The sequence below is a fragment of the Pedobacter sp. KLB.chiD genome (assembly GCF_047040275.1).
In the GTDB taxonomy this organism is placed as follows: domain Bacteria; phylum Bacteroidota; class Bacteroidia; order Sphingobacteriales; family Sphingobacteriaceae; genus Pedobacter.
This window is the reverse complement of record NZ_CP178207.1, coordinates 2,489,238-2,512,431: the sequence shown is the minus strand read 5'-3', so window position 1 is coordinate 2,512,431 and position 23,194 is coordinate 2,489,238. Positions and strand designations below refer to the sequence as shown.

Genomic DNA, 23,194 nt, shown 5'->3' with positions numbered 1-23,194 from the left:
AACCAAAATATCCCAAACTAAGATGAAATTACAACAATATACATTACAGCATCTCTTGTGTATTACAGGGATGCTGTTTTGTTTGGCATGCAGCCAGGAGAAACCAAAAGAAATTAGAACTGAAACCCTGACAGTACAGAAAAACCCCTTCCGTTTTTATAAGGATATTGAAGTAAAACCCGGATTAAATTTTGAAATAGTAAGTTGGGGGAAGGGAGTGGATTCGATAGGTGGATATCAGATTTTAATGTCTGATTCGATCCACAATCATTACCGGTCTGCAGCTATTGACCGCAAAGGCATTATTACCGATGCCTGGAATATGGATTTAGATAATGATGGAAATCCGGAATTATACGTACAGCTGTTGAGCAAAAAAAATGTTTCTGATCTTAATGTCTTTGAATATGCAGGCGGTAATTTTAATAAAATCAGTTTTCCTGCCTTAAATGTCAGTCAAAAGAAAGGTTATGCCGGTAACGATAAATTTTTCATCAAAAACGGTGATCTTTTTCGTTCGTTTCCCGTAAAGGATAGTACTGAAACGATTACCAAAACCTATCAATATAAATTGAGTGGAAACAGTTTTTCTACAAGCGAGGTGAAGTAGGGTAGAAGGTGGAAGGTATAAAGGTGGATGGTGCATAGCGTGATGTGTATGGCATGGCGACAAATTCTAACCAGTTAATCGTCATTTCGACTGAAGCTTACCCATTTTTCATCGGTAGCGAAATGGAGAAATCTTTTAAATTTGATTTCAATAAGTTGTTACAAAGATCTCTTCTCGCCTGTATGGGCAGGCACTTTGCTTTACTGCGGTCGAGATGAAGGCTTTTCGCGCTCGATGTTATCCTGAGAGATAATTTATTATATAAAAATCAATAGGATTGACAGATGATTTAGTAAATTTAAGGGCTAGGAGTCATTGTCCTTGTGAGAAGGCTTTTTCAGCCTACAGCTATACCAACCTTTCGGGGAAGCAATCTTAAAACGATCGCTACTAGCGTACGCATTAAAATTGCATCGTGCCCTCGCGATGATGATTTTTCTTATTAAAGGCTATTATTGGTAAATTATTTCTGCATCTATTTATACTGAGAGATCCTGAATAAATTCAGGATGACGAATTTCAAAAATAATGAACAACCAAAATTTTTCTATTATAGATCGTATTAAAAGTTTTAAATATGCTTTTCAGGGCTTAAAACTGTTTTTTATGCTCGATCATAACGGGCGGGTTCATCTCGTTGCAGCAGTTATCGCTATTGGTCTATCTTTTTACCTCAAACTTTCTGCTTTAGAATGGATTGCCATCTTAGGGGTTATCTCGGCCGTTATTGTTGCCGAAATTTTTAATTCTGCTGTCGAAAAGCTTGCCGATGTGGTTTCGCCGGATTTTCATCCTAAAATTAAAATCGTAAAAGATCTGGCTGCTGCTGCGGTTTTGGTTGCTGCATTTTTGGCTTTAGCCGTTGGAGCCATTATATTTATACCCAAATTATTGCTGTAAAGCCAATGTGGCCGTTCTAGATTCCTCCATTTTATCCGCAATAATCTGATCCCATCGGGCCTGCATCTTGTGGTTGCTGCCATGCTCGGTTTCTTCATCGTAATTACGCTGCATGGTATCAAAGTAACTGCTGATCTGGTTAGCCAGTTCGGCTATTTGGGCTTTATAGTTGCTAACCGAATAATTACGGTTTTTAAGCACCCTTTCGGCTTCAGAAAGCAGAATGTACTGAATGTTTACATGGCCTTGTTCGTGGTGCAGTAAGCTGGCCCTAACTTCAGGATCTTTGATTCTGTTCCACTTTACCCAGGAACGGTTTTTATCAATGCGCACTTCATTTTTAAGCTTGATCACCACACGGTTTCGATACACGGTACTGTTGTAACTATATTCCCATGTCATCGCGGTTAATGCAATAAATGGCGAACGTTCATCAGCTTTGCCTTTAAAATAAGTTTCCCAGTTCAATTGTACAGGCTGGGTAAAATCCTGTTTAAAAGCAAATGAGAAGGGCAGGAACAGTAATAATAATATCGGTATGATGAGTTTTTTCAATGCCATAATTTTTTCAACGGTATCACAGCCTGATTCTTTTTTGCCATCCAGGCTAATCAAATCATCAGGGTTTAGTGTGTCAAAATTTACAACGAAAAAACCGTGCCTAAAATTATTCAGGGGTAGAAATCTGTCCGCTAATGCGCTCAAATTTCTCGATCAGCAAAGCAATCCGTTCTTTTTCCCTTTTTATGACGGCTTTGCGTAGAATGGTTGAGCAGAAAATAATCCAAAGTGCTGTTAAACCTATGGCAATTACTTTCTGTATCGTGTTAAAGTACGCCAGTATTTCTACAAAATAAAATATCAAACCCAAAGAAAGGGCAATAGCATAAAACCAATAGAGCGAATTGTATAGCTTGTAACGGTTGAGCTGGTATGTTTTTAAATTGTTTAAAAATTCATTTGGATGGGCGGTGAAATCATTTTTAGAAATTAAACGGTAATCGCGGTATAGGATGATAGTATATACACCGATGGCGATAATGGTAATGCTGATGCCTACGTGTGTGGTCCAAGACTCGAAATGGAAAAATATCCATAGGGCAGCGATGGCTAAGAATGACAGCAGCATACCTCCAATATTTAAGGCCGATTTCAGCTTTAATCCATTTACTTCTTTCTTCGCTTGTTGCAACATCTCATCAGCAGAAAGCTTAACTTCTACCTCATGTTTTTGCCACAACTCCTGTATTTGATCAAACGCTTGCATACTGGCTATATAATTCTGTTAATTTTTGTTTAATACGATGAATTTTTACCCTCAAATTGCCTTCACTGATACCCGAAATGTCAGCAATTTCATGATATGGAAGCTCGTCCAGTACCATAGTAATAATTAAACGGTCATTCTCCTCAAGTTTAGAAATACACTTATAAAGCAAGGCTATCTGTTCATTTTTCTCCGAAAATTCTTCTACTTTATTTTCAATAATGTTGTCCGTTAATTCATCTTTCGCCTGTCTCTTTTCCGATCTCAGGTAAGTTAAACAGGTATTTACTGCGATACGGTAAATCCACGTTGAAATCAAAGATTTGTTACGGAACTTGTCCAGATTTTGCCAGACCTTTAAAAAAGTTTCCTGTAAAAGATCATTTGCAGCGTCGGTATCGCCGGTATAACCATAACATAAATGGAATATTTTTTTGGAATTCGAATCGAAGATCTGCTTGAATAACTTGTCTTTTTGTTCCATTTAGGGGGTTGTCGTTGCGTTTTAGATGTTGATACACATTTTTTGTTACAAGGAAATTTCAAAATAATTTATTTTTGAAGGCTCCTGATATCAAAATTGGTTACAAGCTGTAAATATCGTAGTTTTACCAAATTAAGTTGCCACAAACTTTTTTATTCATGAAGAAAAACAGACTCACGCTTTTTATTTTTATAGCGCTGATTGCAGGGATTGCATTGGGATATTTTTTAAACATAAATGCTATCAATGTTTACAACCAGAACATCCTCAATGCCGATGCAAAAGTTAAAAGTATAGAAGTAAACATTGCAAAATCAACTGATACCACAAGTGCGGTTTATGCCCAGCTTAAAGCAGATAAAAAAGCTGCCGCTAAAATCAAAAAAGAAAATGAGACCATAAGGGAGAAAAAACTAGAGTTTTTTACCTTATTGAGCGATATTTTTCTACGTCTGATTAAAATGATTGTCGCACCACTTGTATTTACTACGCTGGTTGTGGGTGTTGCAAAAGTAGGTGATATCAGAGCTGTTGGCCGAATCGGGGGTAAAACATTAGGTTGGTTTTTAACGATGTCGTTAATGTCGCTTGTGTTAGGAATGATTTTAGTGAACCTGTTTGAACCCGGTAAGCACATGAAATTATCGCTGCCCGATCATCTGGTTGATACAGGAATACAAAAGGCGGCTATGAGTGTCAAAGACTTTATCGCGCATGTATTCCCAAAAAGTATTGCCGAATCAATGGCTACCAATGAAATTTTACAGATTGTAGTATTCTCTTTGTTTTTTGGCGTAGCAACAGCAGCTATTGGTGATATGGGGCAGATTGTAATCAAAGCTTTTGATGCCATTGCGCACGTGATCTTAAAGATGACAGGTTATGTTATGAACTTTGCGCCGCTTGCTGTTTTTGGCGCCATGACAGCTATCATTGCCAAGCAGGGTTTAAGCGTGCTGAATACTTATGCCATTTTTATTGGTGAATTTTACTTTGGTTTAATCATTTTATGGGGATTGTTGATCTTTCTTGGATTCCTGATCCTGAAAAAACGTATTTTCCGTTTGGTAAACGATATGAAAGAGCCTGCACTTTTGGCTTTTAGTACAGCCAGCAGCGAAGCAGCCTATCCCAAAACAATGATGTTGTTAGAACGTTTCGGCTGTAAGGATAAAATTGTAAGTTTTGTGCTGCCATTAGGTTATTCATTCAATTTAGATGGATCGATGATGTATATGACCTTTGCTTCGTTATTTATTGCACAGGCTTACGGCATTCATTTAAGTTTTGAGCAACAAATTTCGATGCTTTTAATTTTGATGTTAACCAGTAAAGGCATTGCGGGCGTACCCAGGGCATCTTTGGTCGTTATTGCAGGCACAATTGCCAGCTTTAACATCCCGGAAGCAGGCCTGGCGCTTTTAATCGGCATTGATCCCTTACTGGATATGGGCCGTTCGGCAACTAACGTGGTGGGAAACAGTATTGCAACCGCCGTGGTAAGCAAGTGGGAAGGGGAACTAAAAGAGTAAGGAATCTTGAGTCATAAGTCCAGAGTCTTAAGTCAACAGGAGTCGCTAATTTAAATTAAACAACACGCTCAATAAAGAATTCAATCATCAATAATTAATAAAAAAGTGTCAAGCAGAGGAAAAAAAATATTTTTAGCCATTACCATTATCGTTCCGATGATCATTTACTGTTACATCTATTACAAGCCAATTATTCAGAATGCACCGTTCCGGAAAAAGGATTTCGTATCGATGGAGTATAAATGGGGGATTAAAGATACCTTAGAAAATCACTATAACTCGGCTACTGGCGAATATCAGTATGTAAACGGGGCAGATTCGGTCATTAAGAAAAAAATCTTTTTAAAGAACGATGATATTCTTTACATGCATAGTAAGGCTAACGAAATCGGACTTTGGAATTTTCCGGATACCATTGGTAAGAAAAGTGATAAATCAATGGCAGTACCACGCTATGATATTCTGTTCAAATACAAGGAAAAAACGAAACATGTAGTGATTTACGGCGATTTTGATGGTAATCCAAAATTATTGGATGCGGCTGTGCAAATGCGTAAAGTCATAGATCAAACGCTTTTACAGGCCGAAAAACGAAGCGCTAAGTAGTCTTAGTTTATAGTCAGAAATCCTGAGTCAGAAGTCTCAATCGAAGAAGAAAAGATAAATTTTTCATTCATTATTATCATCAAAGACCTTGATCTAAGTAGATTAAGGTCTTTGATATTTAGGATGTTTTCGTATATTTACGATATATTCGTAAATATGGAAAAATTAACATTGCAGGAAGAAGAAGCGATGCTGGCGGTTTGGCAGTTAGGGAAAGGCTTTATCAAAGATTTTATGGATGTACTGCCTGAGCCTAAACCACCATATACCACTTTAGCATCTACTATTAAAAACCTGGAACGTAAAGGATACCTGGTAAGCGAGCGTTTCGCGAATGCCAACCGTTATAGTGCAAAGGTGAAAGAAGTTGAGTATAAAAAGCGCTTTATGAGTGGTTTTGTCAATAATTATTTTAAAAGCTCGTATAAGGAACTGGTTGCCTTTTTCGCCAAAGATAAAAAGATCAGTGCCGATGAACTGAAAGAGATTATCAATTTAATTGAGCACCCTGAAAAGTAGAGGCTATGCCACATTTCTTTCTCATTTTGTTAAAAATTAACCTGGTGCTGATTTTATTTTCGGCTACCTATTACCTGGTGTTGCGGAGGCTAACTTTTTATTCCATCAACAGGATGTTTCTTTTATTTGGAATTATTTTTTCTTCTGTTTATCCTTTTATTAACCTGACCGATTTTTTAGCTGGCCATAAATCTGTGCCAGCCTTTGTTCCCGCACTAAAACAACAGGTAAGAGAGCTGGTGAAACAGGATGGCGTTCCATTATTGTGGCAAGTGCTTGCGGCGTTTTTTTACGTTGGTGTAGTGCTTATGGCATTACGTTTACTTATACAGTTTATTTCTTTGTACCGCATGCATCAAAATTCTTCGCCCGATCAGTTAAATCAGTATCCGGTAAGGATCTTGGCAGATGCAGTAAGTCCTTTTAGTTTCTGGCAAACCATTTATATCAATCCAGGCTTGCACAAGCAGGAGGATCTGCCAAATATACTGGCCCACGAGCAAGTACATGTAGAGCAATGGCATACGCTTGATATTATTCTGGCTGAAATTTGTGTGGTTTTTTATTGGTTTAACCCTGGCGTCTGGCTGATGAAAAAGGCTGTACGCGAAAATATTGAGTTTATTACCGATGCCCGTATTTTAAAGAAAGGAATAGATAAAAAGGCTTATCAGTACAGTTTGCTGGATGTGGGCAGTTTACAGGCATCAGTTGCCATCGTGAATAATTTCAGCTTGTCTGATCTTAAGAAAAGGATCATGATGATGAATGCAAAACGTTCTTCAAACGTAAATTTAACACGCTATATGCTTGCTTTACCATTTTTGCTGTGTATTACGCTTGCCTTTACCATTGATAAAAAGGCTGTGCAAAATAGTTTAACGCCATTAACCCGAATGGTGGTTGACGCGGTACCGCATCAGGAAGCTGAAACTGTTGTGAAAACCGGAATAAAATCAAAAATTAGTGAAACAAGAAAGGCTGCACCAGCGATGGTGCATAAAGCAGATACTACCGCATTTACCTATGTCCTGAAACAGAGCAATAACAGTGGGGATTCGGTACAGCACAATGCTATGGCTGCGATTCAAGAAAAGGTTGACAACTTTAAATTTCATTTTAAAGCAGATGGCAGTTCAGAAAAAAGAATTTTGGTTAAACAATTCAATTTTACAGATTCCGTTCCGGCTAATGAGAGAATTGAGCAGATTATGCTTGCTGAACAGGCAAATGGTGGCTTCAGAAACATACCTGATACCAAAGGAAAAAAAGTTACCGCCATTTTTGTGATAAAATCAAGCGTCAATACGAAAGAAAACAGTGATGCATTAAAAGATAAACCAACGGCAAATGAATCATCAGTTAGCAGTATAGGTTATTATCTGAACGGAAATAAGGTGAGTAAAGAAGCGATTGGTGAATTGAACCCCAATATGATTATGGATATGAAAATGGATCAAAAAGGGCAGTTTATCGAGATCAATACAAAGCATTAGCTGAGATATATTTCCTTCGCAGATCAAACGGATTTTGCAGATCAGAAAAGTTCTTAAAACAACGATCTGCGTTGATCATCTAAAATCAGCGGGAGATCATGCGTTACAGCACTTCCCGCTGATCAAATTCTAAAAATTAAACGTAGCCCTTAACATGGCTACCCGCCCGGGGATGTTATAAGTTCCGGTAGTTAAGGAGTTGGCCGAAAGGTAAATGGCATCAAACCTTTTAATATTAGTCAGGTTTGTAACTCCAAATTCAAAATCAGTTTTCATCTTTAACCATTTGTAACGCAGGTTTGCATCGGCAAAAAGGTATTTCAAATCAGGTTGTGATGATTGGCGGGTAAAAAGGTGTTCAGCAGATAAGTTTACATACAGATTTTTAAGTGTGGTAATCGCTAAGGCAGACTGCTGCCTCAATTGTTTAAAATTCGTTTTTATCCCGTCGGCTACCATAGCTTTATTATCAGTAATGGCAATATTGGCAGCGTAAGACCAGTTGATGAATTTGCTCAGTTTAGCTTCAATGCCAACTTTGTAAGCCATGGTTTGCGTGCTGAATGGTAAGAGTGCATTGTTTTGCAGCTGACTGTATCTGCTTTGAGAATAAATGATGCCGGCATTTACGGTGCTTTTTAAGGTAAATAGGTATTTACTGGCGTTTGCTGCGAGGGAGAAATTACGGATATGGTTATTTAGCGGCAATACAATTTTCTGTTGAATGTTGTTGCTCAGGTTGAAAGCTGAAATGGTGTTCAACTCCGTATCGCTATAATTGGCTGTTAAGTTGGCAAACAACATTTGCATGGCTTTTCTAAAGTTGAAACCGGCCCCTATATTATGTGTTTTGGATTCAGTAATTGGTGCATCGTTTGAGAATAATGAGCGGTAGTTTTTTAAAATAGTACCCCGGTACACATCACTAATATTTCCCAGATCATTTCTGAAGCTATAGTTTGCCGTCACATAATTTTCGATACTGGTTTGATATTTTAGATTAAACGCGGGGTTTAAAAATAGTTTATTCAAGCTGTTGTCCAATTGATTAAGTGCATCGCTGTAGTTGATGTGGTTATAGCTCAGTGGTAAGCTTAAACCAGCCTTTAACTTATCATTCGTGTACTCGTAAGTGGCTTCAGTATAAAGTTTGGTTTTAAACCAGTCGAGGGCATTTGCCGTATTGCCTGTAACAGGCTCCATCTGCTCGTTGTTTTGTGTGCGGTATAATCCTGACTTAAGCTGTTGTTGTTGCACGTTGAAGCCTGCTTTGTAGGTTTGTACAAAGTTGTTTTTTACAAGAGCGAACGATACGTAATTATTGGTGTACCAGGTGGGCAGTTTAATATGTTGTGTTAAACCAAGATAAGCGTTCCCATTATTCAGAACATCTGGATTTAGACCGGGGGTAATATTTAGCGTTTCGGGTTGAGTAGTTCGGTTTAAGTAGGAGTAAAGGTTAATTACGTTCTCCGATTTTAACTTTTTTCGGTAATTAAATTCGTTTGATAGATCAAAAGTTTCCTGTTTGAGGATCTGGTTGGCTGCTACGTTGTTAATTACAAAATCTGATGTGGTTTTGAAAGGCGTATATTCCAATACCAGATTGTTGTTCAGGTAGTATTGTTCAGCGTTGCCGTTCAGGTTGAATTGCGCCCTAAGTTTTTGTGGGTTAATGGCATTGTTTTGCGTTTCGGCATATTGTATGGTTTGACCAGGAAGGTAAGTCTCCGAAAATTTATTGTATTCCTGACGTCTTTGGTCGTATAAATAGGAGATATTGGCCCTCAACTGAAGGTCGGGATTGAACTTGTATAGGTTGTTGAGGTTAACTAAGCCAGCTTTGTTAAACAGATATCTGCTTTGTGGTAGGGATGGTACTCCGGCAGCGCCCGTAGATAGCAGTCCGTTTGGTTTATCATTATCCAGTTTTTTTGCATAATCAGAAAAATTATGTGCAATGAGATCGGCACCTGGGTCAATGCCAATATTGTTTCCTTTAATATTGTTAATAAACTTTAGTTTTTTATTAAACAACATGGCGGTTAGGTTTTCATCAAATCGATTGGGTACACCCGCACCAACAGTGGCATCGCCCATCACTTTGAGCTTAGCTTCATCTTTGATCACCAGGTTTAAGGCAACGTCATCACTCATATTATTTTTGCGCATCATTTTAACAGGTTGATCGTTTTGAATCACCTGTATCTTGTCAACAGCCCCGTGCGGAATACTTTTGGTGCCTATATTGTATTTATCATCCAGCAGGTTGTCGCCATCCACATAAAGGTTAGATATCGATTTCCCGTTGTAGCTGATCTTTCCATCCTCGGCCACTTCAACACCGGGCATTTTTTTCAATACATCGCCGATACTTCTGTCTTGCTTATCGGCAAAGTCGGCAGTGCGGTAATTTAAAGTATCGCCCCTGGAGGTTAACGATGGTCGGTTTTTAACGGTTACCGTTTCCAGCGAGGTTTCGCTGGGTTGTAAAATCACTTCGTAATTTTTAGTAACGTCTGTTACCGTGGTAACCTGCTTTTTGAAGCCAATGCTCGAAGCTTCAATTTTGTAACCTGCAACCGCGTTATTTTTGAGTTCCATGGTAAAGGCACCATTTTTATTGGTCCGTGTAAAATTGATGATGTTGCCCTCTGCATCTTTTAAGGTTATATTAACCGATTCAATACCTTTGCCACTGGCATCTTTTACCAATCCTTTAACTGGCTGTTGTGCGAATACAGCAAAAGCTGCAAGCACAAACCAGCAGCTTAAAATGAATTTTCTCATTTTTTATCTTCAATTTCTATCGGATTGTTGATTTCAGCTTTATTGATGGTTGTGCCGGCAGGGCGTGGTACCTGGTTCATTTTGAACGAGCCTTGCATACCATTCGCCGCCATTTGGGCCTGCATAAATCCTTGCGGATCCTGATCACGGGCAGCTTTAAGTTTATCAAGTTCTTTTCTGGTGGTTTTTATGGCATCGGCAGGTAGCTTAATTTCAGGCCCCAGATAGCTTGTGCTGATATCCATGCCCATAATCTTTACTGAACTCACGCCTCCGCTTGGTGCGGCTATTTTCACCTCTCCATCGGCATTGGTTACGGCACCCGACTCCTTAACATTTTCCAATCCGGCAAATTCAAATTTCACTTCCTTTTTATCATCATAAGCTTCGATAATTAAACCAGGCAGTCCATTTAATTTCCAAGGACCGCTTTGAAGCGGAATCTCAGTAGCAAACCAGGCTATCCAGTTACGGCCTTTAAAATGTGTGGTTGCTTTTTGGCAGGAAATTCCTGAAAAAACCATTGTATCTTTTAATATCTTCCATTTAATGGTTGGAGCGGATTCTTCAATCAGGTAATTGTTAAACACGCGTTCTTTCGTAATCATTTTATGCTCATTTGCAAAAAAGAAATAGTCTTCCTGGGTAAGGGGAGCTTTCGTTTCACTTTTTACTTCAATTTTAACGTTGTTATTACCTGTCTGGTTCTTCATTTGCTCCATTATTTGCATTTGCATGTTCTTTGCCTGGTTCAGTTTATCGTAACTGGTAAACACCGATGCATTTTTGCCGGTTACCAATAGCATATTTTCCACCCTGGGCTTATCCCTTTGTGTAGTATCCATTACGTGTGTAAAAGTGTAGCGCACCCGGGCCAACGCTTTGTCTGGTTCCTGAGCCTTTGCTGATAGTAAAATGACTGTAGCCAGGCAAGAAGTAAAAATTCGTTTCATGATAGGGTTATTTAGTTATCTATTTAATTTTCGTAAATCTACGAATTATTCGTAATTAGAAAAATGTTTTAACATTTTTTAACGGGAGGAGGAATAAAATGGAAGACGGATGATGGAAAATGGAAGATGTAAAAATGGAAGATGGAAAATGGAAGATGTAAAAATGGAAGATGGAAAATTGGGGAGGAGAGGGTACGTATTTATTCGCCGGGATGAATAGACACCTACATTTTTGATATGTCATTTGAGTGGAGTTGGAACCGACAGAAATAATATTTGGAAATGAGCGTTCGGTGTTTCTTGGCGGCTTGCGGCCCCGCTTTCGCTTATAGTCCTCGCTGCGCTGTGGGCTATTCCGCTTAATCGGGTTTAGAAACAAAGCTTGTGCACCCTGGAACTTTACAAACGAGAGTGTTCCCATTATAGATGATAAGCATCGCTGAAAATCCGGAGGCCTTTCATTGCTATTGTGTGTGTAAACAGGGCGTGTGCAGGATGCGGGAAAGGAACTACAATGCATATCTTGACGCTTTAAAAAACGATAACGGGGCGGGTAAACAGATCAGGAAGGTGGGGCGAAGATGAGGAGAATGTTTTAACTAAAAATATTTTCGATATCTATTTGTGTGTTAATTGAATTTGTTCTATATTTGCACCTCGTTAAATAAAAATTAAAAAAACTAATATTTAAACAATGTACGCAATAGTAAATATAGCAGGGCAGCAATTTAAAGTTGCTAAAGACCAGCACCTTTTTGTACACAGATTACAAGGAGATGAAGGCGCTAGTATTGAATTTGATAATGTATTGTTGGTTGATAACGGTGGTGCAATTACTGTAGGTGCTCCTGCAGTTCAAGGTGCTAAAGTTTCAGCTAAGATCGTATCTCATTTAAAAGGTGATAAAGTAATCGTTTTCCACAAAAAACGTAGAAAAGGTTACAAAAAGAAAAATGGTCACCGCCAGTTTTTCACTAAGATTCAGATCTCTGATATCACGTTATAATTAATTGTTAACCCAATAATCCGCTTTTAGCGGGTTACAAAATATAAAATCATGGCACACAAAAAAGGAGCCGGTAGTTCGAAAAACGGACGCGAATCGCATAGTAAGCGTTTAGGTATTAAAGTTTTCGGTGGTCAGTTAGCTATCGCAGGAAACATTTTAGTACGTCAACGTGGTACAAAACACCATCCTGATAAAGGCGTGGGTATTGGTAAAGACCATACTTTATTTGCTTTAGTTGATGGTACTGTTGTTTTCAAAAAGAAACAAGATAATAAATCATATGTTTCTATTCTTCCTATCACTGATGCGGAGATCGAAGCAGCAATCGCTAAGCCAGCTGCTAAAAAAGCAACTGCAGAAAATGAAGTTGTAGCTGAAGCTGCACCTGCTAAAAAAGCGCCTGCAAAAAAGGCAGCTAAAAAAGACGAAGCTACTGAAGAAGCTGCCGCTGCAGAATAATTAGTACAAAATAAAATATAAAGAAGGTTCTGATGCAAATCAGGACCTTTTTTGTTATACTGGTTACCGGGGTTGATTGGGCATTGGTATTAGTTGGTCATTGGCCGTTAGTTCAGAAGACTATTCCAAGGCAATCAGCGCCTAGCGCAAAGTAGAGAGAGGTGTTGACACTCAGCATAAATTAAGCCTTGTAGATAGATTTCTCCTACCATACTGTCAGGCCTACTCGAACGGGCGGCCATTTGGCTAACAGTGAAAAACGGTATCAACGAATACCTTAATATTCCCTGGCCATTAACTGGTGGGTAAGTGTCAACAGGCTTGCTTTTCTTTCATTGCTCACATTGATCTGTGCAAATAAGGACAAAGCTTTATCGCGGTAATGGTTCATGTGTTCTTTTGCAATTTGCTGTATATCGAGTGTATCGTAAACTGTCCTGACGGTTTCTACCTTTTCTTGTGCATTAAACGCTTTAGCAGTAGTCCAGGTATTTAAAATAGCTTTGTGATCGCCTTCAGCGAGTTCAAAAGCTTTTAGCAGCAAGAAAGTTTTTTTATTGGCAATAATATCACCGCCAACCAGTTTGCCAAACTTTTCAGGATCAGCATAAACATCCAAAATGTCATCCTGCAGTTGAAAAGCAATGCCTATGTTTTCACCAAATTGCTCAATCAGGTCGGCATCTTTTGCTGATGCACCGGCAATAATTGCTCCTAATTTTAATGCGCCACCTAATAATACAGCTGTTTTAAGTCGGATCATATTGATATATTCTTCAATACTTACATCATTCCGTCCTTCAAATTCCATATCCAGCTGTTGTCCCTCGCAAACACCCTGAGCGGTAGCATTGAAAGTATCCAATGCATCTTTAAGGAAAACCGGATTTACTTTAGCCAGGTTTTTATTGGCTTCTACCATCATTACATCACCACTTAAAATAGCCACATTGGTACTCCATTTTTCATGTACGGTAGCCTGGCCCCTGCGCAACGGCGCATTATCCATAATATCATCATGTACCAGGGTGAAATTATGGAAAATTTCAATGGCCATGGCAGCGTGGACAGATTCATTGGCATCGGTACCAAACAATTCGGTTGCCATAAGTACCAGTAGGGGCCTTACACGTTTGCCGCCAAGGTTGATAATGTAACGGATTGGATCGTAGAGTTGCTTCGGGTAACCTGGTAAGTTTAAATTTTGTATTGCGGTATCTAAAATCTGCTGTAATTGTTCTGTAGTTTGCATGTTTGTTTCAACCTTGTGTTTCGGACACAAATGTCTTAATTTTTTAATCAGGAATAAGGGTAAAATCGATCTGACGTTTAGAAAGGTCAACTTTTTTTACACGAATCATTACTTCATCCCCCAGTTGATACTTTTTCTTCTTTCTTTGACCAACAATACAGTAGTTTTTCTCGTCAAGTACATAAAAATCATCAGATATATCCCTTAACCGGATCATACCTTCGCATTTATTCTCTTCAATTTCTACGTACATGCCCCACTCGGTAACCCCCGAAATAATGCCTTTGTATTCTGTACCGATATTGTTTTCTAAATATTCTGCCTGTTTGTATTTAACTGAAGCCCTTTCAGCATCTGCAGCCCGTTTTTCCATCGCTGAAGAATGTGCAGAAGCCACTTCATAAAATTCCATATCGGCAGATTTGCCGCCGTCAAGATAGGTTTGAAGTAAACGGTGCGCCATCACATCAGGATAACGGCGGATGGGTGAAGTAAAGTGGGTATAATAATCAAAAGCCAGACCATAATGACTGGTTTTTTTGGTGGTATAAATGGCTTTGGACATAGAGCGAATGGCCAGTGAGGTTAAAATGTTCTGCTCTTTTTTGCCTTCTACATCGTTCATTAAATGGTTGAGCGATCTGGCGATTTCCTTATCAGATTTGGTATTGATTTTATAACCAAAACGGGAAGCAAAGTTGGCAAAAGTTTCGAGGGTTTCCATATTTGGCGAATCATGTACCCGGTAAACAAAGGTTAATTTTTGTTTACCCTTGCTTTTTTTAGCAATAAATTCAGCTACTTTACGATTGGCTAAAAGCATGTAATCTTCAATCAGCTTATGGGCATCTTTACGTTCTTTTACATAAACGCCTATGGGTTTGCCTGCTTCATCGAGTTTAAACTTAACTTCCGTACTTTCGAAACTGATGGCACCATTTTTAAACTTACGTTCACGCAGGATATAGGCCAACTCATTCAGTTTTTGTATTTCGTTTGCATAATCGCCGGATTTACTTTCAATCACTTCCTGGGCTTCTTCATAGGTAAATCTGCGGTCGGAGTGGATTATGGTACGGCCATACCATTCATTTTGAATGTTTGCCTGCTCATCAAGCTCAAATACAGCCGCAAAGCACAATTTATCTTCGTGTGAACGAAGCGAGCATACACCATTACTTAAACGCTCCGGCAGCATCGGGATTACGCGATCAACCAGGTATACCGAAGTAGCGCGGCTATACGCTTCTTTATCGAGTTCACTTCCCTGAATCACATAATGTGAAACATCTGCAATGTGAATTCCGATTTCATGGTTTCCGTTAGGTAATTTCCGGTAAGAGATGGCATCATCAAAATCTTTTGCATCTGCCGGATCAATGGTAAAGGTTAACACCTGTCTGAAATCTTTGCGTTTAGCGATTTCAGCAGCAGGAATTTCTTCCGGAATGGCATTCGCTTCTTTTTCTACCTGTGGAGGAAATTCGAGCGGGAATCCGTATTGAGCCAGAATGGCATTCATTTCGGTGTTGTTTTCACCTTGGTTGCCCAGCACATGTTTCACCACACCTATTGGGTTCTTGGCACTTTCAGGCCAATCAGATAACGTGACCAATACCCGTTGTCCACTTTTTGCACCATGCGTATCGGCTAACGGCACAAAAATATCATGCATCATTTTTTTATCGTCGGCAATAACGAAAGCAAAGCGATCTGATATTTCAATTACACCTGTAAAGTCTGATTTCGCTCTTTTAATGATTTCAACTACCTCACCATCATTTTTACGGCCACGCTTTTTGGCAAAAACATAAGCTTTTACAGTATCGCCATGCAGGGCGTTTTTAAGCTTGCGGGGAGCTACGAAAATATCTTTTTCAAACTCATCTTCAGGAACAATATATGCCGAACCATCGGCTGTCATATCTACCGTACCAATAATAAAGTTCTGCAGTTCTTTGAGTTTAAATTTTCCTTTTTGGGGCTCTAAGAAAATACCGTCGTTTTTTCCTTCCTTCAATATCTCTAAAATCGTCTCTCTTGATTCCTGATCGTTCAGGTTCAATTTGGCCGAAACCTGTTTGTAATTAAGCAACTGATTGTTGTTTTTTTCAAAAATATCACTAACCAATTGATTCAGAACCAATTTAATATTTGCCGATTTTTTCTTTGCCATACGCTAAACTGAATTTACCGAAGATACAGAAAATATGTAAGACGGGCGATGGAAAATGGATATTGGGAAGTTGGGTAGCGCATGTGTAGCCGGTTATTGGTCGCTGAACTGCCGGCGATTTTGAGGCTTATCATTTATAGTCGATAGCCGGGGGCTTAGCTAAAATAACTACTAATTATCGGCCATAAACATTAACCCATTTCAGGTTAAACGCTTTTCAGCTAGCCTTTCCATTTCAGAGCCGGTCTACTAATCTTATCTCGGCATAAGTAATCTTCTTTCGTTCGGCGGTATAGCTTAAATGAATGTTCCCTTTTCGGTCCTGAATGATGGCCGGGTAACTATATTCACCTTTTAAATGGTTTTCGAGGGTGTAAACGTCTCTCCAGTTTTCACCATCGGTTGATATGGCCAGTTTTAATACCGAGCGGCCTTCCCACCAGTTTTTACCTGCAGTTAAAGGGTTGTAAACAAGCAATTGCCGGCCGTCTTTTAAGGTTACCGCATCGCTGCCCGAATTGGGGTTGGGCAGTTGGGTAGGTTTTAGTTTTGACCAGGTTTTGCCGTTATCCACAGACCAGCTTTCTACAATTACGTTTTGGCGGCTTCTGCAAAGCAATTGTAATTTATTATTGGGATACACGAGGATGGATGGCTGGATAACGCCGAAGGTATCGCAGTTGATCTCTATTTTTCTCCAGTTTTTACCGTTTGCATCCGATTTTTCGATGTGGATATGCCACGTTTTTTCATCCGGGCTTTCGGTGCTTGATGGATAGAGAACAGTTCCGTTTGCCAATTGAACAGGTTTGTTTTTAATAGGGCCCAGAAAATCTTCCGGTAATTTTTTAGCTTCAGACCAGCTTTTACCATTGTTAACAGATGTTTTATATTCGGCCCACCAGGTGCGCGGATTTAAACCCACTTTGTAATGTAAAAATAAAACGCCGTTTTTTGCTTTAAAAAGCACAGGATTCCAGCAGGCTAACCGGCTGGTATCGTTTTGTATGCCGTTGGCAATTTCGACAGGTTGGCTCCAGTTGGTGCCATTTTTTACCGCCGACCAGATAACCACATCTTTGCTTCCTTCGTGTTTACCCCCAAACCAGGCGGCCATTATTTTTCCGTTTCCGAGATCAACCAGTGTGGAAGCATGGCAGGCTTCAAAAGGTGCTTGCTTAAAAACAGGGCCTGACTGGATTATTTCTACCTTCTGCGCGTAGGTGGTTACATAAAAAAACAGTAAAACAATAACGGAAAAGATTCTTTGCATAATTTATTGTTGGCCGGGAATGGCGGCGATAAGTTTTTGGGTGTAAGCGGCTTTGGGCGAATGAAATAATACTTCAGGGAAGCCTTCTTCTTCAATTTTACCTTTATTCATCACCAAAATCCGGTCAGAAATATGCTTGATTACCGCCAGATCATGCGAAATGAAAATATAAGTGAGGCCAAACTCTTCCTGTAAGGATCTGATGAGGTTGAGTACCTGTGCCTGTACCGATACATCAAGCGCGGATACCGATTCATCGCAGATGATAAATTTAGGCTGTAATGCCAAAGCCCGCGCAATAACCACACGCTGCCGCTGCCCTCCACTAAATTCATGTGGATAGCGGTTAAAATGCTCAGCTTTTAAACCAACTTTATCTAAAAGTTCTAATACTTTTTGTTTGCGTTCGGCATCGTTTTGATAAAGCCGATGTACCTTCAGGGGTTCCAATATGGATTGGCCAATACTTAACTTAGGATTTAGCGAAGCATAGGGATCCTGAAAAATAATCTGGATATCTTTTCTGAGCTTTCTGAGCTCATTTTTATTCAGGTGCGTCATATCCTGACCATCGAATATGATATTGCCAGATGTAGGCTGAATTAATCGAAGGATGGTACGGCCCAGGGTGGTTTTTCCGCAACCCGATTCACCTACTAAACCAAGGGTTTCGCCAGGAAAAACCTCAAAGTTGATTCCGTCTACCGCTTTAACGTAATCGGTAGTTTTAGCAAATAATCCATTACGGATAGGATACCAGGTACATAAATCTTTAATTTGAAGCAATGGTTTTTGCCCGTATAATTTTTGCCTTCTCTGTGCAATTTCAGTTACTGTTAACTGGTTGACAGACATTAAATAAGCAGGTGAATCTCCGGTTTGGTGGTTTAAAAAATCAGCTACAACCGGTAATTTTTTCAATTGCATGTTTGGTGACGGTCTGCAGGCCAATAAACCTTTTGTATAAGGATGCTGTGGATTTTCGAATACCGATTTTGCCAAACCCTGTTCTACAATTTCGCCCTTATACATCACGGCAACATGATCGGCAATTTCGTTTACCACACCTAAATCGTGCGAAATAAAGATCATGGCCATGTTTCGCTCTGTTTTAAGCTTAAGGAGTAATTGCAGGATGGTTTTTTGAACGGTTACATCCAACGCCGTTGTAGGTTCGTCGGCAATGAGGAGTTTAGGGTTGCAGCTCAAAGCCATGGCAATCATTACCCGCTGTTTCTGTCCGCCTGAAATCTGGTGCGGATAACTGTCAAATATCTTTTCGGGCCGCGGAAGTTGCACTTCATTAAACAAGGCAATGGTTTGCTTTTTAGCTTCGGCCTTACTTACCTTTTGGTGCAGGATAATGGCTTCAGCCACCTGATCGCCGCAGGTAAAAACAGGGTTAAGGGAAGTCATGGGTTCCTGAAAAATCATCGAAATCTGATTCCCTCTGATCTGCCTGATTTCGTTGGAATTTAAACTAAGCAGACTAGTGTCTTCAAAATCAATGTCACCGGTGATTTTGGCAAGGCTTTCATTGTGTAAACGCATAATAGAAAATGACGTAACCGATTTGCCAGAGCCCGATTCGCCTACTATACCCAAAACAGTACCTTTTTTAACCTTAAAGCTGATTTTTTTTACGGCACTGAACCAGCTTTTGTCTTCCTGGTTATAAAAATCGATATTTAAATTTTCAACGTTTAGCATTAAATTTTACTGATTACAATTTCTTTTGAACCGGATTCTAAACTATTATGATCATCTAAATGATAATGGCAACCGGGGGGAGTTTCGATTTGTGCCAGAAAAAGCAGCTGTTTTGCCAAAGAAATTAAGCCGGCCTGGTTCGCTGAAATCATAATCTGATCATTTATAACTTTGCTTTTAATTACAAAACCATCCTCCCAGATAGATACAGCACCCTTTTCTTTATCGTATTCCGGAATGTTTATTTTTAATTCTGCCATTAGGTTACAATGGTAATATTTTCTTCCGGAATTATATCCATCCCTTTAAATTTTAACAGTACCTGTGCCGTAGTAATTACATCTTTCTGGCAATAGGTTACAATCCGGGGCAGATTTTTTTCTTCATAGTATACCTGTTTTACCTGACTGCCGTTGATATCATCTTTTGGAGTAGGAATATCCAGAATGGCAGCAAGGAGGTTAAGCGAGGTGAAATGTTTGTAATCACCAAATTTCCAGAGTTCCATGGTATCGATATGATTAATTTCCCAAGGTTTTTTGCCTGATAATTCTAATGGTGAAGGAATTTCTATTCGATTGACCAAAAGTCTGCGGCACAGGTAAGGAAAGTCAAATTCTTTTCCGTTATGAGCACAGAACATCAGGTTGGGCGTTTGTTTATTAAGCAGCGCTGCAAATTGCAAAAGTATTTCGTGTTCATCATGCCCCGAAAAGGATTTGATACGCAATTTATTCGTTTTTTCGTCTGTATAAAAAATGCCGAGGCTGATACAGATAATTTTACCAAATTCTGCCATTATACCTGCACGATCATAAAAGTCTTCAGCACTTTGGTCGCCATTGCGTTGGTAATGCGTTTTTTGTTCCCAGAGTTCCTGAAGGTGAGGTGGTACATCCTGATAAGAAGGGTATTGTGGAACGGTTTCAATATCGAGAACCATAACCTGGTTTAAATCTATCGTTTTTAACATATAAACAGTTTTCAGTTAACAGTTTTCGATTAACAATTTACAGTTTTCTGTTCATAATTATAGCAGAAGGAATATTTTTTAGTTACACATGCACACTTAATTTATGTTTAAGGTATTGAGGGGACCGTATCATTTTTTTTTGTGGATAGGGCCGTGGGGTAATCGAAGAAAAATCTGGAGACTGCGAACGGTTCGACAGCGGAAGGTTGTTGTGGATGGTGCTTACAACTGAATGTATTATCTGCAGAAGATTTTGTTAAAACAGCAGCGGAAAAAATGACTTAACCTGTCAGTTTTTGATATCTGACAGGTTAATTGTTATATTTCTTTCAGGTATTCCTCCAGGCTTAATGGTTTTCCTGGTAAGAGTTTTTCTAAATCGTTACCCACAAAAGCAAACTCATTTGTGCTAATGGCATGGCTCATGCTCATGAGGAGATTAATGTCATCCTCAAGCATATAAAATGATTCATAAAGCTTACGCAGCTACCTGACATAGTCTGACAACTCTTTTGATGGGAGTATATGCTGGTAATTCATTTACTCCATGTTAAAACAAGCTGGGAGAATTAGGCAGTGCCTGGTTGGCCATTACCGGAATTTTTAAATCTGTCCCTACCGCTTTGTTCAGTTTTTCTGTAAAATAAGCGGAGAATAACGGAGAGGAAAGTTCAACATTCTGATGTACGAAAAAGTATAAGTTTTCTAAACCCTGCTCTTTCCAGGCTACAATTCTTTCAATCCAGTCATCCAAACGTTTTTTATCAATTTCATCATCATTGGCACCCACAAAACGTATAAATGCTGTTGGTGTAGTTAACCGCATGTGCAGCATGTCTCTTCGGCCCGAAGTATCAACAAGGATATTGGTTATCCCATTATCTTCGAAAAGTTTGGCAAATTCGTTTAAGATTGCCGGATTGGTAAACCATTCCGTATTTCTCACTTCAACACCCAATGGAATTACCTTTGGAAATTCGTTGATGACAATTTTTAACCTTTCGAAATCCTTTGGCTTGAAGTTATCATGCAATTGAAGAAAAGCCATGCCCAGTTTATCTTCGAAATTACTAATCGCATCACAATATTGCGCTACAGGCTCTTTAACGTTGATTAATCTTTTAAAGTGACTGATGGTATTGGTCAGTTTCGGAAAAAACTTAAAATCTGCAGGTGTTTTTTGTGTCCAGGTGATTACCTGTTCGCTGGTTGGCATACCATAAAAGGTAGCGTTAAGCTCAATGGAATTAAATTGAGTAGCATAATAAGTAAGCTCGTCTTTTGTTCCCTTTGGGTAAAATCCCTTTAAATCAGCCTTGTTCCATTTTGCACAACCTACGTAGGCCTTAAAAGATTGTTTAGGTTTATTTGCAGCTAAAATTGCCGCCGTTTCCGGAGCATCAGCCGGAAGGGTATAATCTATAATTGAAGGATCGTCTACTTTACCAAATTGCATTTTTAAAGGTTTAGGATGTGGGGTAAAAGGTTTAAGGCAAAAAAATACCTTAGCTTATTCAACTAAGGTATTTATATATGCTAAAAATAAGAAATTCTGTTCTTTGTTCTCGCTTATTTTGGAAAGTTTATGTTTTGCTTCTCCAAACTGTAAACTTCCAACTGAAAACTGAATTAGTAACCCAGAATCTTCAACACCTGCTTGCTGTTCTGCTCTTCACCAAAAACTTCAAAGTTGAAACTTTCATCGCGGTTTCTGCGGATCAGCACATGTTTCGGACTTGGTAACAGGCAATGGTGTATACCGCCATATCCGCTTAGCACTTCCTGGTACGCTCCGGTATGGAAGAAGCCCAGATACTGTACTTTACGGGTTTTAGGCATAAATACACTGTTCATGTGCGCTTCCTGGTTGTAATAATCCTGTCCATCACAGGTAATACCACCTAAGTTAACGCGTTCGTATTCTGCATCCCAGTTGTTAATAGGCAGCAGGATATATTTTTGGTTTAAAGCCCAAACGTCAGGTAAGTTGGTAATAAAAGAACCATCCAGCATTAACCAGCGTTCGCGGTCATTTTGCTGTTTGCGGCCTAAAACTTTATATAAGATACCTGAAGCCTCTGCAACGGTATATTTACCAAATTCGGTAATAATATCTGGCTCCATTACTTCGTGGATGGCACAGATTTCTTTAATCCTTTTTACAATTTCGTTTACCATATATTCGTAATCGAAATCAAAAACCAACGAATCTTTGAATGGCATACCGCCGCCGATATCAAGCGTATCCAGATCAGGGTTGATTTTTTTAAATTTGCAGTAAAGAGTCACATATTTTTCCAATTCGTTCCAGTAATAAGGCGAATCGGTAATACCAGAATTGATAAAGAAGTGTAATAGCTTTACACGGAAGTTAGGATTGTGTACAATTTTGTTATTGTAAAAATCGATTACATCTTCCATACGTACGCCTAAGCGTGAAGTATAAAACTGCGAATCAGGTTGCTCTTCAGCTGCTATGCGGATACCCAGATTACAAGGAGTATCGATATCCACCTCGTCATCAAAAAGGTTAAATTCCTCTTTATTGTCTAAAACCGGAATAATATTGGTGTAACCATCGTGCAGCATATCAATAATATACTGTTTGTACTGGTAAGTTTTAAATCCGTTGCAGATAATGGTGGTATCTTTAGTTAAGGCACCTTTTTTCTCCAGTGCATCAACCATCGGCATATCGAACGCAGAAGAAGTTTCGAGGTGGATATTGTTTTTCAGGGCTTCTTCAACAATGTGTCTGAAATGCGAGCTTTTTGTACAATAACAATACTTATAATCGCCGCGATAGTTGTTCTTTAAAATGGCAGTCTGGAAAAGAATCTTCGCCTGTTGAATTTTCTTACTTACCATGGGTAAGTAGGTGAAACGTAGGGGAGTGCCATAAGTTTCGATCATTTCCATCAGGTTTAAATCCTGAAAATATAATTCATCATCTATCACATCAAAGCCTTCCTGCGGAAAGCCAACGCTTAGATCGAGAAATTCGGAGTAACTCTGCATTTATTTTAAATAATTTTTGCAAAAATGTAATTTTAAATCGAGAATTAAACGGTATTAAAAATATTTTTACTGTGCGTAAACGCTTGGATTAAATACAAAATTTCAATATCAAATGTTTTTTGAAACGAAGCGAAAATTCTTTTTGTTTACCCGCTTGTCATTCAGTC

22 protein-coding genes are annotated in these 23,194 nt (G+C 39.0%); 8 read left to right on the top strand and 14 right to left on the bottom strand.

From position 1 onward, the window contains the following. Window positions 1-22: 22 nt before the first annotated feature. Complete coding sequence (locus ACK1I8_RS10165; protein WP_412469213.1) at window positions 23-610, top strand: hypothetical protein; 588 nt, start codon at window positions 23-25, stop codon at window positions 608-610. Between the two features lie 528 nt (window positions 611-1,138). Further along, entirely contained in the window at window positions 1,139-1,510 is a 372-nt protein-coding gene (locus tag ACK1I8_RS10160; protein WP_412469212.1) for a diacylglycerol kinase family protein, read from the top strand. Here the strand turns inward: ACK1I8_RS10160 and ACK1I8_RS10155 are convergent. The 3 genes from ACK1I8_RS10155 to ACK1I8_RS10145 all read right to left on the bottom strand — a co-directional run bounded on the left by ACK1I8_RS10155 (window position 1,499) and on the right by ACK1I8_RS10145 (window position 3,261). Continuing rightward, a complete protein-coding gene (locus ACK1I8_RS10155) occupies window positions 1,499-2,071 on the bottom strand; it encodes a DUF922 domain-containing protein (RefSeq protein WP_412469211.1) in 573 nt (190 codons plus the stop codon). The two genes, ACK1I8_RS10160 and ACK1I8_RS10155, sit on opposite strands and share 12 nt — an antisense overlap. A 106-nt stretch (window positions 2,072-2,177) precedes the next feature. Then, window positions 2,178-2,777, bottom strand: coding sequence for a hypothetical protein (locus tag ACK1I8_RS10150; protein WP_412469210.1), 600 nt, complete (start codon window positions 2,775-2,777; stop codon window positions 2,178-2,180). Beyond that, a complete protein-coding gene (locus ACK1I8_RS10145) occupies window positions 2,764-3,261 on the bottom strand; it encodes an RNA polymerase sigma factor (RefSeq protein WP_412469209.1) in 498 nt (165 codons plus the stop codon). Before ACK1I8_RS10145 ends, ACK1I8_RS10150 begins: the two co-directional genes overlap by 14 nt. A 158-nt stretch (window positions 3,262-3,419) precedes the next feature. Between ACK1I8_RS10145 and ACK1I8_RS10140 the strand changes: the two genes are divergently transcribed. The 4 genes from ACK1I8_RS10140 to ACK1I8_RS10125 all read left to right on the top strand — a co-directional run bounded on the left by ACK1I8_RS10140 (window position 3,420) and on the right by ACK1I8_RS10125 (window position 7,414). Beyond that, a complete protein-coding gene (locus ACK1I8_RS10140) occupies window positions 3,420-4,793 on the top strand; it encodes a dicarboxylate/amino acid:cation symporter (protein ID WP_412469208.1) in 1,374 nt (457 codons plus the stop codon). A 105-nt stretch (window positions 4,794-4,898) separates the two neighbouring features. Then, complete coding sequence (locus ACK1I8_RS10135; RefSeq protein ID WP_412469207.1) at window positions 4,899-5,399, top strand: hypothetical protein; 501 nt, start codon at window positions 4,899-4,901, stop codon at window positions 5,397-5,399. A 156-nt stretch (window positions 5,400-5,555) separates the two neighbouring features. After that, window positions 5,556-5,918 carry a BlaI/MecI/CopY family transcriptional regulator gene (locus ACK1I8_RS10130; RefSeq protein WP_412469206.1) on the top strand — a complete coding sequence of 121 codons (363 nt, stop codon included), beginning with the start codon at window positions 5,556-5,558 and terminating at the stop codon, window positions 5,916-5,918. A 5-nt stretch (window positions 5,919-5,923) separates the two neighbouring features. Then, window positions 5,924-7,414 (top strand): M56 family metallopeptidase, encoded by a 1,491-nt coding sequence (locus ACK1I8_RS10125; RefSeq protein ID WP_412469205.1) that lies wholly within the window; start codon window positions 5,924-5,926, stop codon window positions 7,412-7,414. Between the two features lie 129 nt (window positions 7,415-7,543). On the opposite strand, the gene ACK1I8_RS10120 is transcribed toward ACK1I8_RS10125, so the two are convergent. Next, window positions 7,544-10,204: a carboxypeptidase regulatory-like domain-containing protein gene (locus ACK1I8_RS10120; protein ID WP_412469204.1), complete on the bottom strand. Its 2,661-nt coding sequence runs from the start codon at window positions 10,202-10,204 to the stop codon at window positions 7,544-7,546. Further along, the gene (locus ACK1I8_RS10115; protein ID WP_412469203.1) at window positions 10,201-11,157 is read right to left on the bottom strand and encodes a GLPGLI family protein; all 957 of its coding nucleotides are present in this window, start codon (window positions 11,155-11,157) and stop codon (window positions 10,201-10,203) included. Before ACK1I8_RS10115 ends, ACK1I8_RS10120 begins: the two co-directional genes overlap by 4 nt. A 694-nt stretch (window positions 11,158-11,851) precedes the next feature. On the opposite strand from ACK1I8_RS10115, the gene rplU reads away from it, so the two are divergent. Both rplU and rpmA read left to right on the top strand, forming a co-directional pair. Then, a complete protein-coding gene (gene rplU, locus ACK1I8_RS10110; RefSeq protein WP_196099264.1) occupies window positions 11,852-12,163 on the top strand; it encodes a 50S ribosomal protein L21 in 312 nt (103 codons plus the stop codon). A 51-nt stretch (window positions 12,164-12,214) separates the two neighbouring features. After that, the gene (rpmA, locus tag ACK1I8_RS10105; RefSeq protein ID WP_293786653.1) at window positions 12,215-12,625 is read left to right on the top strand and encodes a 50S ribosomal protein L27; all 411 of its coding nucleotides are present in this window, start codon (window positions 12,215-12,217) and stop codon (window positions 12,623-12,625) included. Between the two features lie 277 nt (window positions 12,626-12,902). Here rpmA and ACK1I8_RS10100 read toward each other — a convergent pair whose 3' ends face one another. The 9 genes from ACK1I8_RS10100 to ACK1I8_RS10060 all read right to left on the bottom strand — a co-directional run bounded on the left by ACK1I8_RS10100 (window position 12,903) and on the right by ACK1I8_RS10060 (window position 23,027). Beyond that, on the bottom strand, window positions 12,903-13,877 hold the full coding sequence (locus ACK1I8_RS10100; RefSeq protein WP_412469202.1) for a polyprenyl synthetase family protein: 975 nt from the start codon (window positions 13,875-13,877) through the stop codon (window positions 12,903-12,905). Window positions 13,878-13,920: 43 nt separating this feature from the next. Further along, window positions 13,921-16,053 carry a ribonuclease R gene (gene rnr, locus ACK1I8_RS10095; protein ID WP_412469201.1) on the bottom strand — a complete coding sequence of 711 codons (2,133 nt, stop codon included), beginning with the start codon at window positions 16,051-16,053 and terminating at the stop codon, window positions 13,921-13,923. A 235-nt stretch (window positions 16,054-16,288) separates the two neighbouring features. Beyond that, on the bottom strand, window positions 16,289-17,326 hold the full coding sequence (locus tag ACK1I8_RS10090; protein ID WP_412469200.1) for a sialidase family protein: 1,038 nt from the start codon (window positions 17,324-17,326) through the stop codon (window positions 16,289-16,291). A gap of 3 nt (window positions 17,327-17,329) precedes the next feature. After that, window positions 17,330-19,036 (bottom strand): ABC transporter ATP-binding protein, encoded by a 1,707-nt coding sequence (locus ACK1I8_RS10085; protein ID WP_412469199.1) that lies wholly within the window; start codon window positions 19,034-19,036, stop codon window positions 17,330-17,332. After that, window positions 19,036-19,296 (bottom strand): hypothetical protein, encoded by a 261-nt coding sequence (locus ACK1I8_RS10080; RefSeq protein ID WP_412469198.1) that lies wholly within the window; start codon window positions 19,294-19,296, stop codon window positions 19,036-19,038. Before ACK1I8_RS10080 ends, ACK1I8_RS10085 begins: the two co-directional genes overlap by 1 nt. Next, window positions 19,296-20,009 carry a 3'-5' exonuclease gene (locus ACK1I8_RS10075; RefSeq protein ID WP_412469197.1) on the bottom strand — a complete coding sequence of 238 codons (714 nt, stop codon included), beginning with the start codon at window positions 20,007-20,009 and terminating at the stop codon, window positions 19,296-19,298. The genes ACK1I8_RS10080 and ACK1I8_RS10075 overlap by 1 nt, the downstream gene beginning before the upstream one ends. 318 nt (window positions 20,010-20,327) lie before the next feature. Then, window positions 20,328-20,468, bottom strand: coding sequence for a hypothetical protein (locus tag ACK1I8_RS10070; protein ID WP_412469196.1), 141 nt, complete (start codon window positions 20,466-20,468; stop codon window positions 20,328-20,330). A gap of 91 nt (window positions 20,469-20,559) precedes the next feature. Next, window positions 20,560-21,465, bottom strand: a complete 906-nt coding sequence (locus tag ACK1I8_RS10065; protein ID WP_412469195.1) for a DUF72 domain-containing protein — start codon at window positions 21,463-21,465, stop codon at window positions 20,560-20,562. A 173-nt stretch (window positions 21,466-21,638) separates the two neighbouring features. Beyond that, window positions 21,639-23,027, bottom strand: coding sequence for an arginine decarboxylase (locus ACK1I8_RS10060; RefSeq protein ID WP_090496099.1), 1,389 nt, complete (start codon window positions 23,025-23,027; stop codon window positions 21,639-21,641). Window positions 23,028-23,194 lie beyond the last annotated feature (167 nt).

What these genes read in the sequence shown, in the direction of transcription:
- ACK1I8_RS10165 (WP_412469213.1), top strand. Translation starts at nt 23, where the DNA reads ATGAAATTACAACAATATACATTACAGCATCTCTTGTGTATTACAGGG.
- ACK1I8_RS10160 (WP_412469212.1), top strand. Translation starts at nt 1,139, where the DNA reads ATGAACAACCAAAATTTTTCTATTATAGATCGTATTAAAAGTTTTAAA.
- ACK1I8_RS10155 (WP_412469211.1), bottom strand. Translation starts at nt 2,071, where the DNA reads ATGGCATTGAAAAAACTCATCATACCGATATTATTATTACTGTTCCTG.
- ACK1I8_RS10150 (WP_412469210.1), bottom strand. Translation starts at nt 2,777, where the DNA reads ATGCAAGCGTTTGATCAAATACAGGAGTTGTGGCAAAAACATGAGGTA.
- ACK1I8_RS10145 (WP_412469209.1), bottom strand. Translation starts at nt 3,261, where the DNA reads ATGGAACAAAAAGACAAGTTATTCAAGCAGATCTTCGATTCGAATTCC.
- ACK1I8_RS10140 (WP_412469208.1), top strand. Translation starts at nt 3,420, where the DNA reads ATGAAGAAAAACAGACTCACGCTTTTTATTTTTATAGCGCTGATTGCA.
- ACK1I8_RS10130 (WP_412469206.1), top strand. Translation starts at nt 5,556, where the DNA reads ATGGAAAAATTAACATTGCAGGAAGAAGAAGCGATGCTGGCGGTTTGG.
- ACK1I8_RS10125 (WP_412469205.1), top strand. Translation starts at nt 5,924, where the DNA reads ATGCCACATTTCTTTCTCATTTTGTTAAAAATTAACCTGGTGCTGATT.
- ACK1I8_RS10120 (WP_412469204.1), bottom strand. Translation starts at nt 10,204, where the DNA reads ATGAGAAAATTCATTTTAAGCTGCTGGTTTGTGCTTGCAGCTTTTGCT.
- ACK1I8_RS10115 (WP_412469203.1), bottom strand. Translation starts at nt 11,157, where the DNA reads ATGAAACGAATTTTTACTTCTTGCCTGGCTACAGTCATTTTACTATCA.
- rplU (WP_196099264.1), top strand. Translation starts at nt 11,852, where the DNA reads ATGTACGCAATAGTAAATATAGCAGGGCAGCAATTTAAAGTTGCTAAA.
- rpmA (WP_293786653.1), top strand. Translation starts at nt 12,215, where the DNA reads ATGGCACACAAAAAAGGAGCCGGTAGTTCGAAAAACGGACGCGAATCG.
- ACK1I8_RS10100 (WP_412469202.1), bottom strand. Translation starts at nt 13,877, where the DNA reads ATGCAAACTACAGAACAATTACAGCAGATTTTAGATACCGCAATACAA.
- rnr (WP_412469201.1), bottom strand. Translation starts at nt 16,053, where the DNA reads ATGGCAAAGAAAAAATCGGCAAATATTAAATTGGTTCTGAATCAATTG.
- ACK1I8_RS10090 (WP_412469200.1), bottom strand. Translation starts at nt 17,326, where the DNA reads ATGCAAAGAATCTTTTCCGTTATTGTTTTACTGTTTTTTTATGTAACC.
- ACK1I8_RS10085 (WP_412469199.1), bottom strand. Translation starts at nt 19,036, where the DNA reads ATGCTAAACGTTGAAAATTTAAATATCGATTTTTATAACCAGGAAGAC.
- ACK1I8_RS10080 (WP_412469198.1), bottom strand. Translation starts at nt 19,296, where the DNA reads ATGGCAGAATTAAAAATAAACATTCCGGAATACGATAAAGAAAAGGGT.
- ACK1I8_RS10075 (WP_412469197.1), bottom strand. Translation starts at nt 20,009, where the DNA reads ATGTTAAAAACGATAGATTTAAACCAGGTTATGGTTCTCGATATTGAA.
- ACK1I8_RS10070 (WP_412469196.1), bottom strand. Translation starts at nt 20,468, where the DNA reads ATGCTTGAGGATGACATTAATCTCCTCATGAGCATGAGCCATGCCATT.
- ACK1I8_RS10065 (WP_412469195.1), bottom strand. Translation starts at nt 21,465, where the DNA reads ATGCAATTTGGTAAAGTAGACGATCCTTCAATTATAGATTATACCCTT.
- ACK1I8_RS10060 (WP_090496099.1), bottom strand. Translation starts at nt 23,027, where the DNA reads ATGCAGAGTTACTCCGAATTTCTCGATCTAAGCGTTGGCTTTCCGCAG.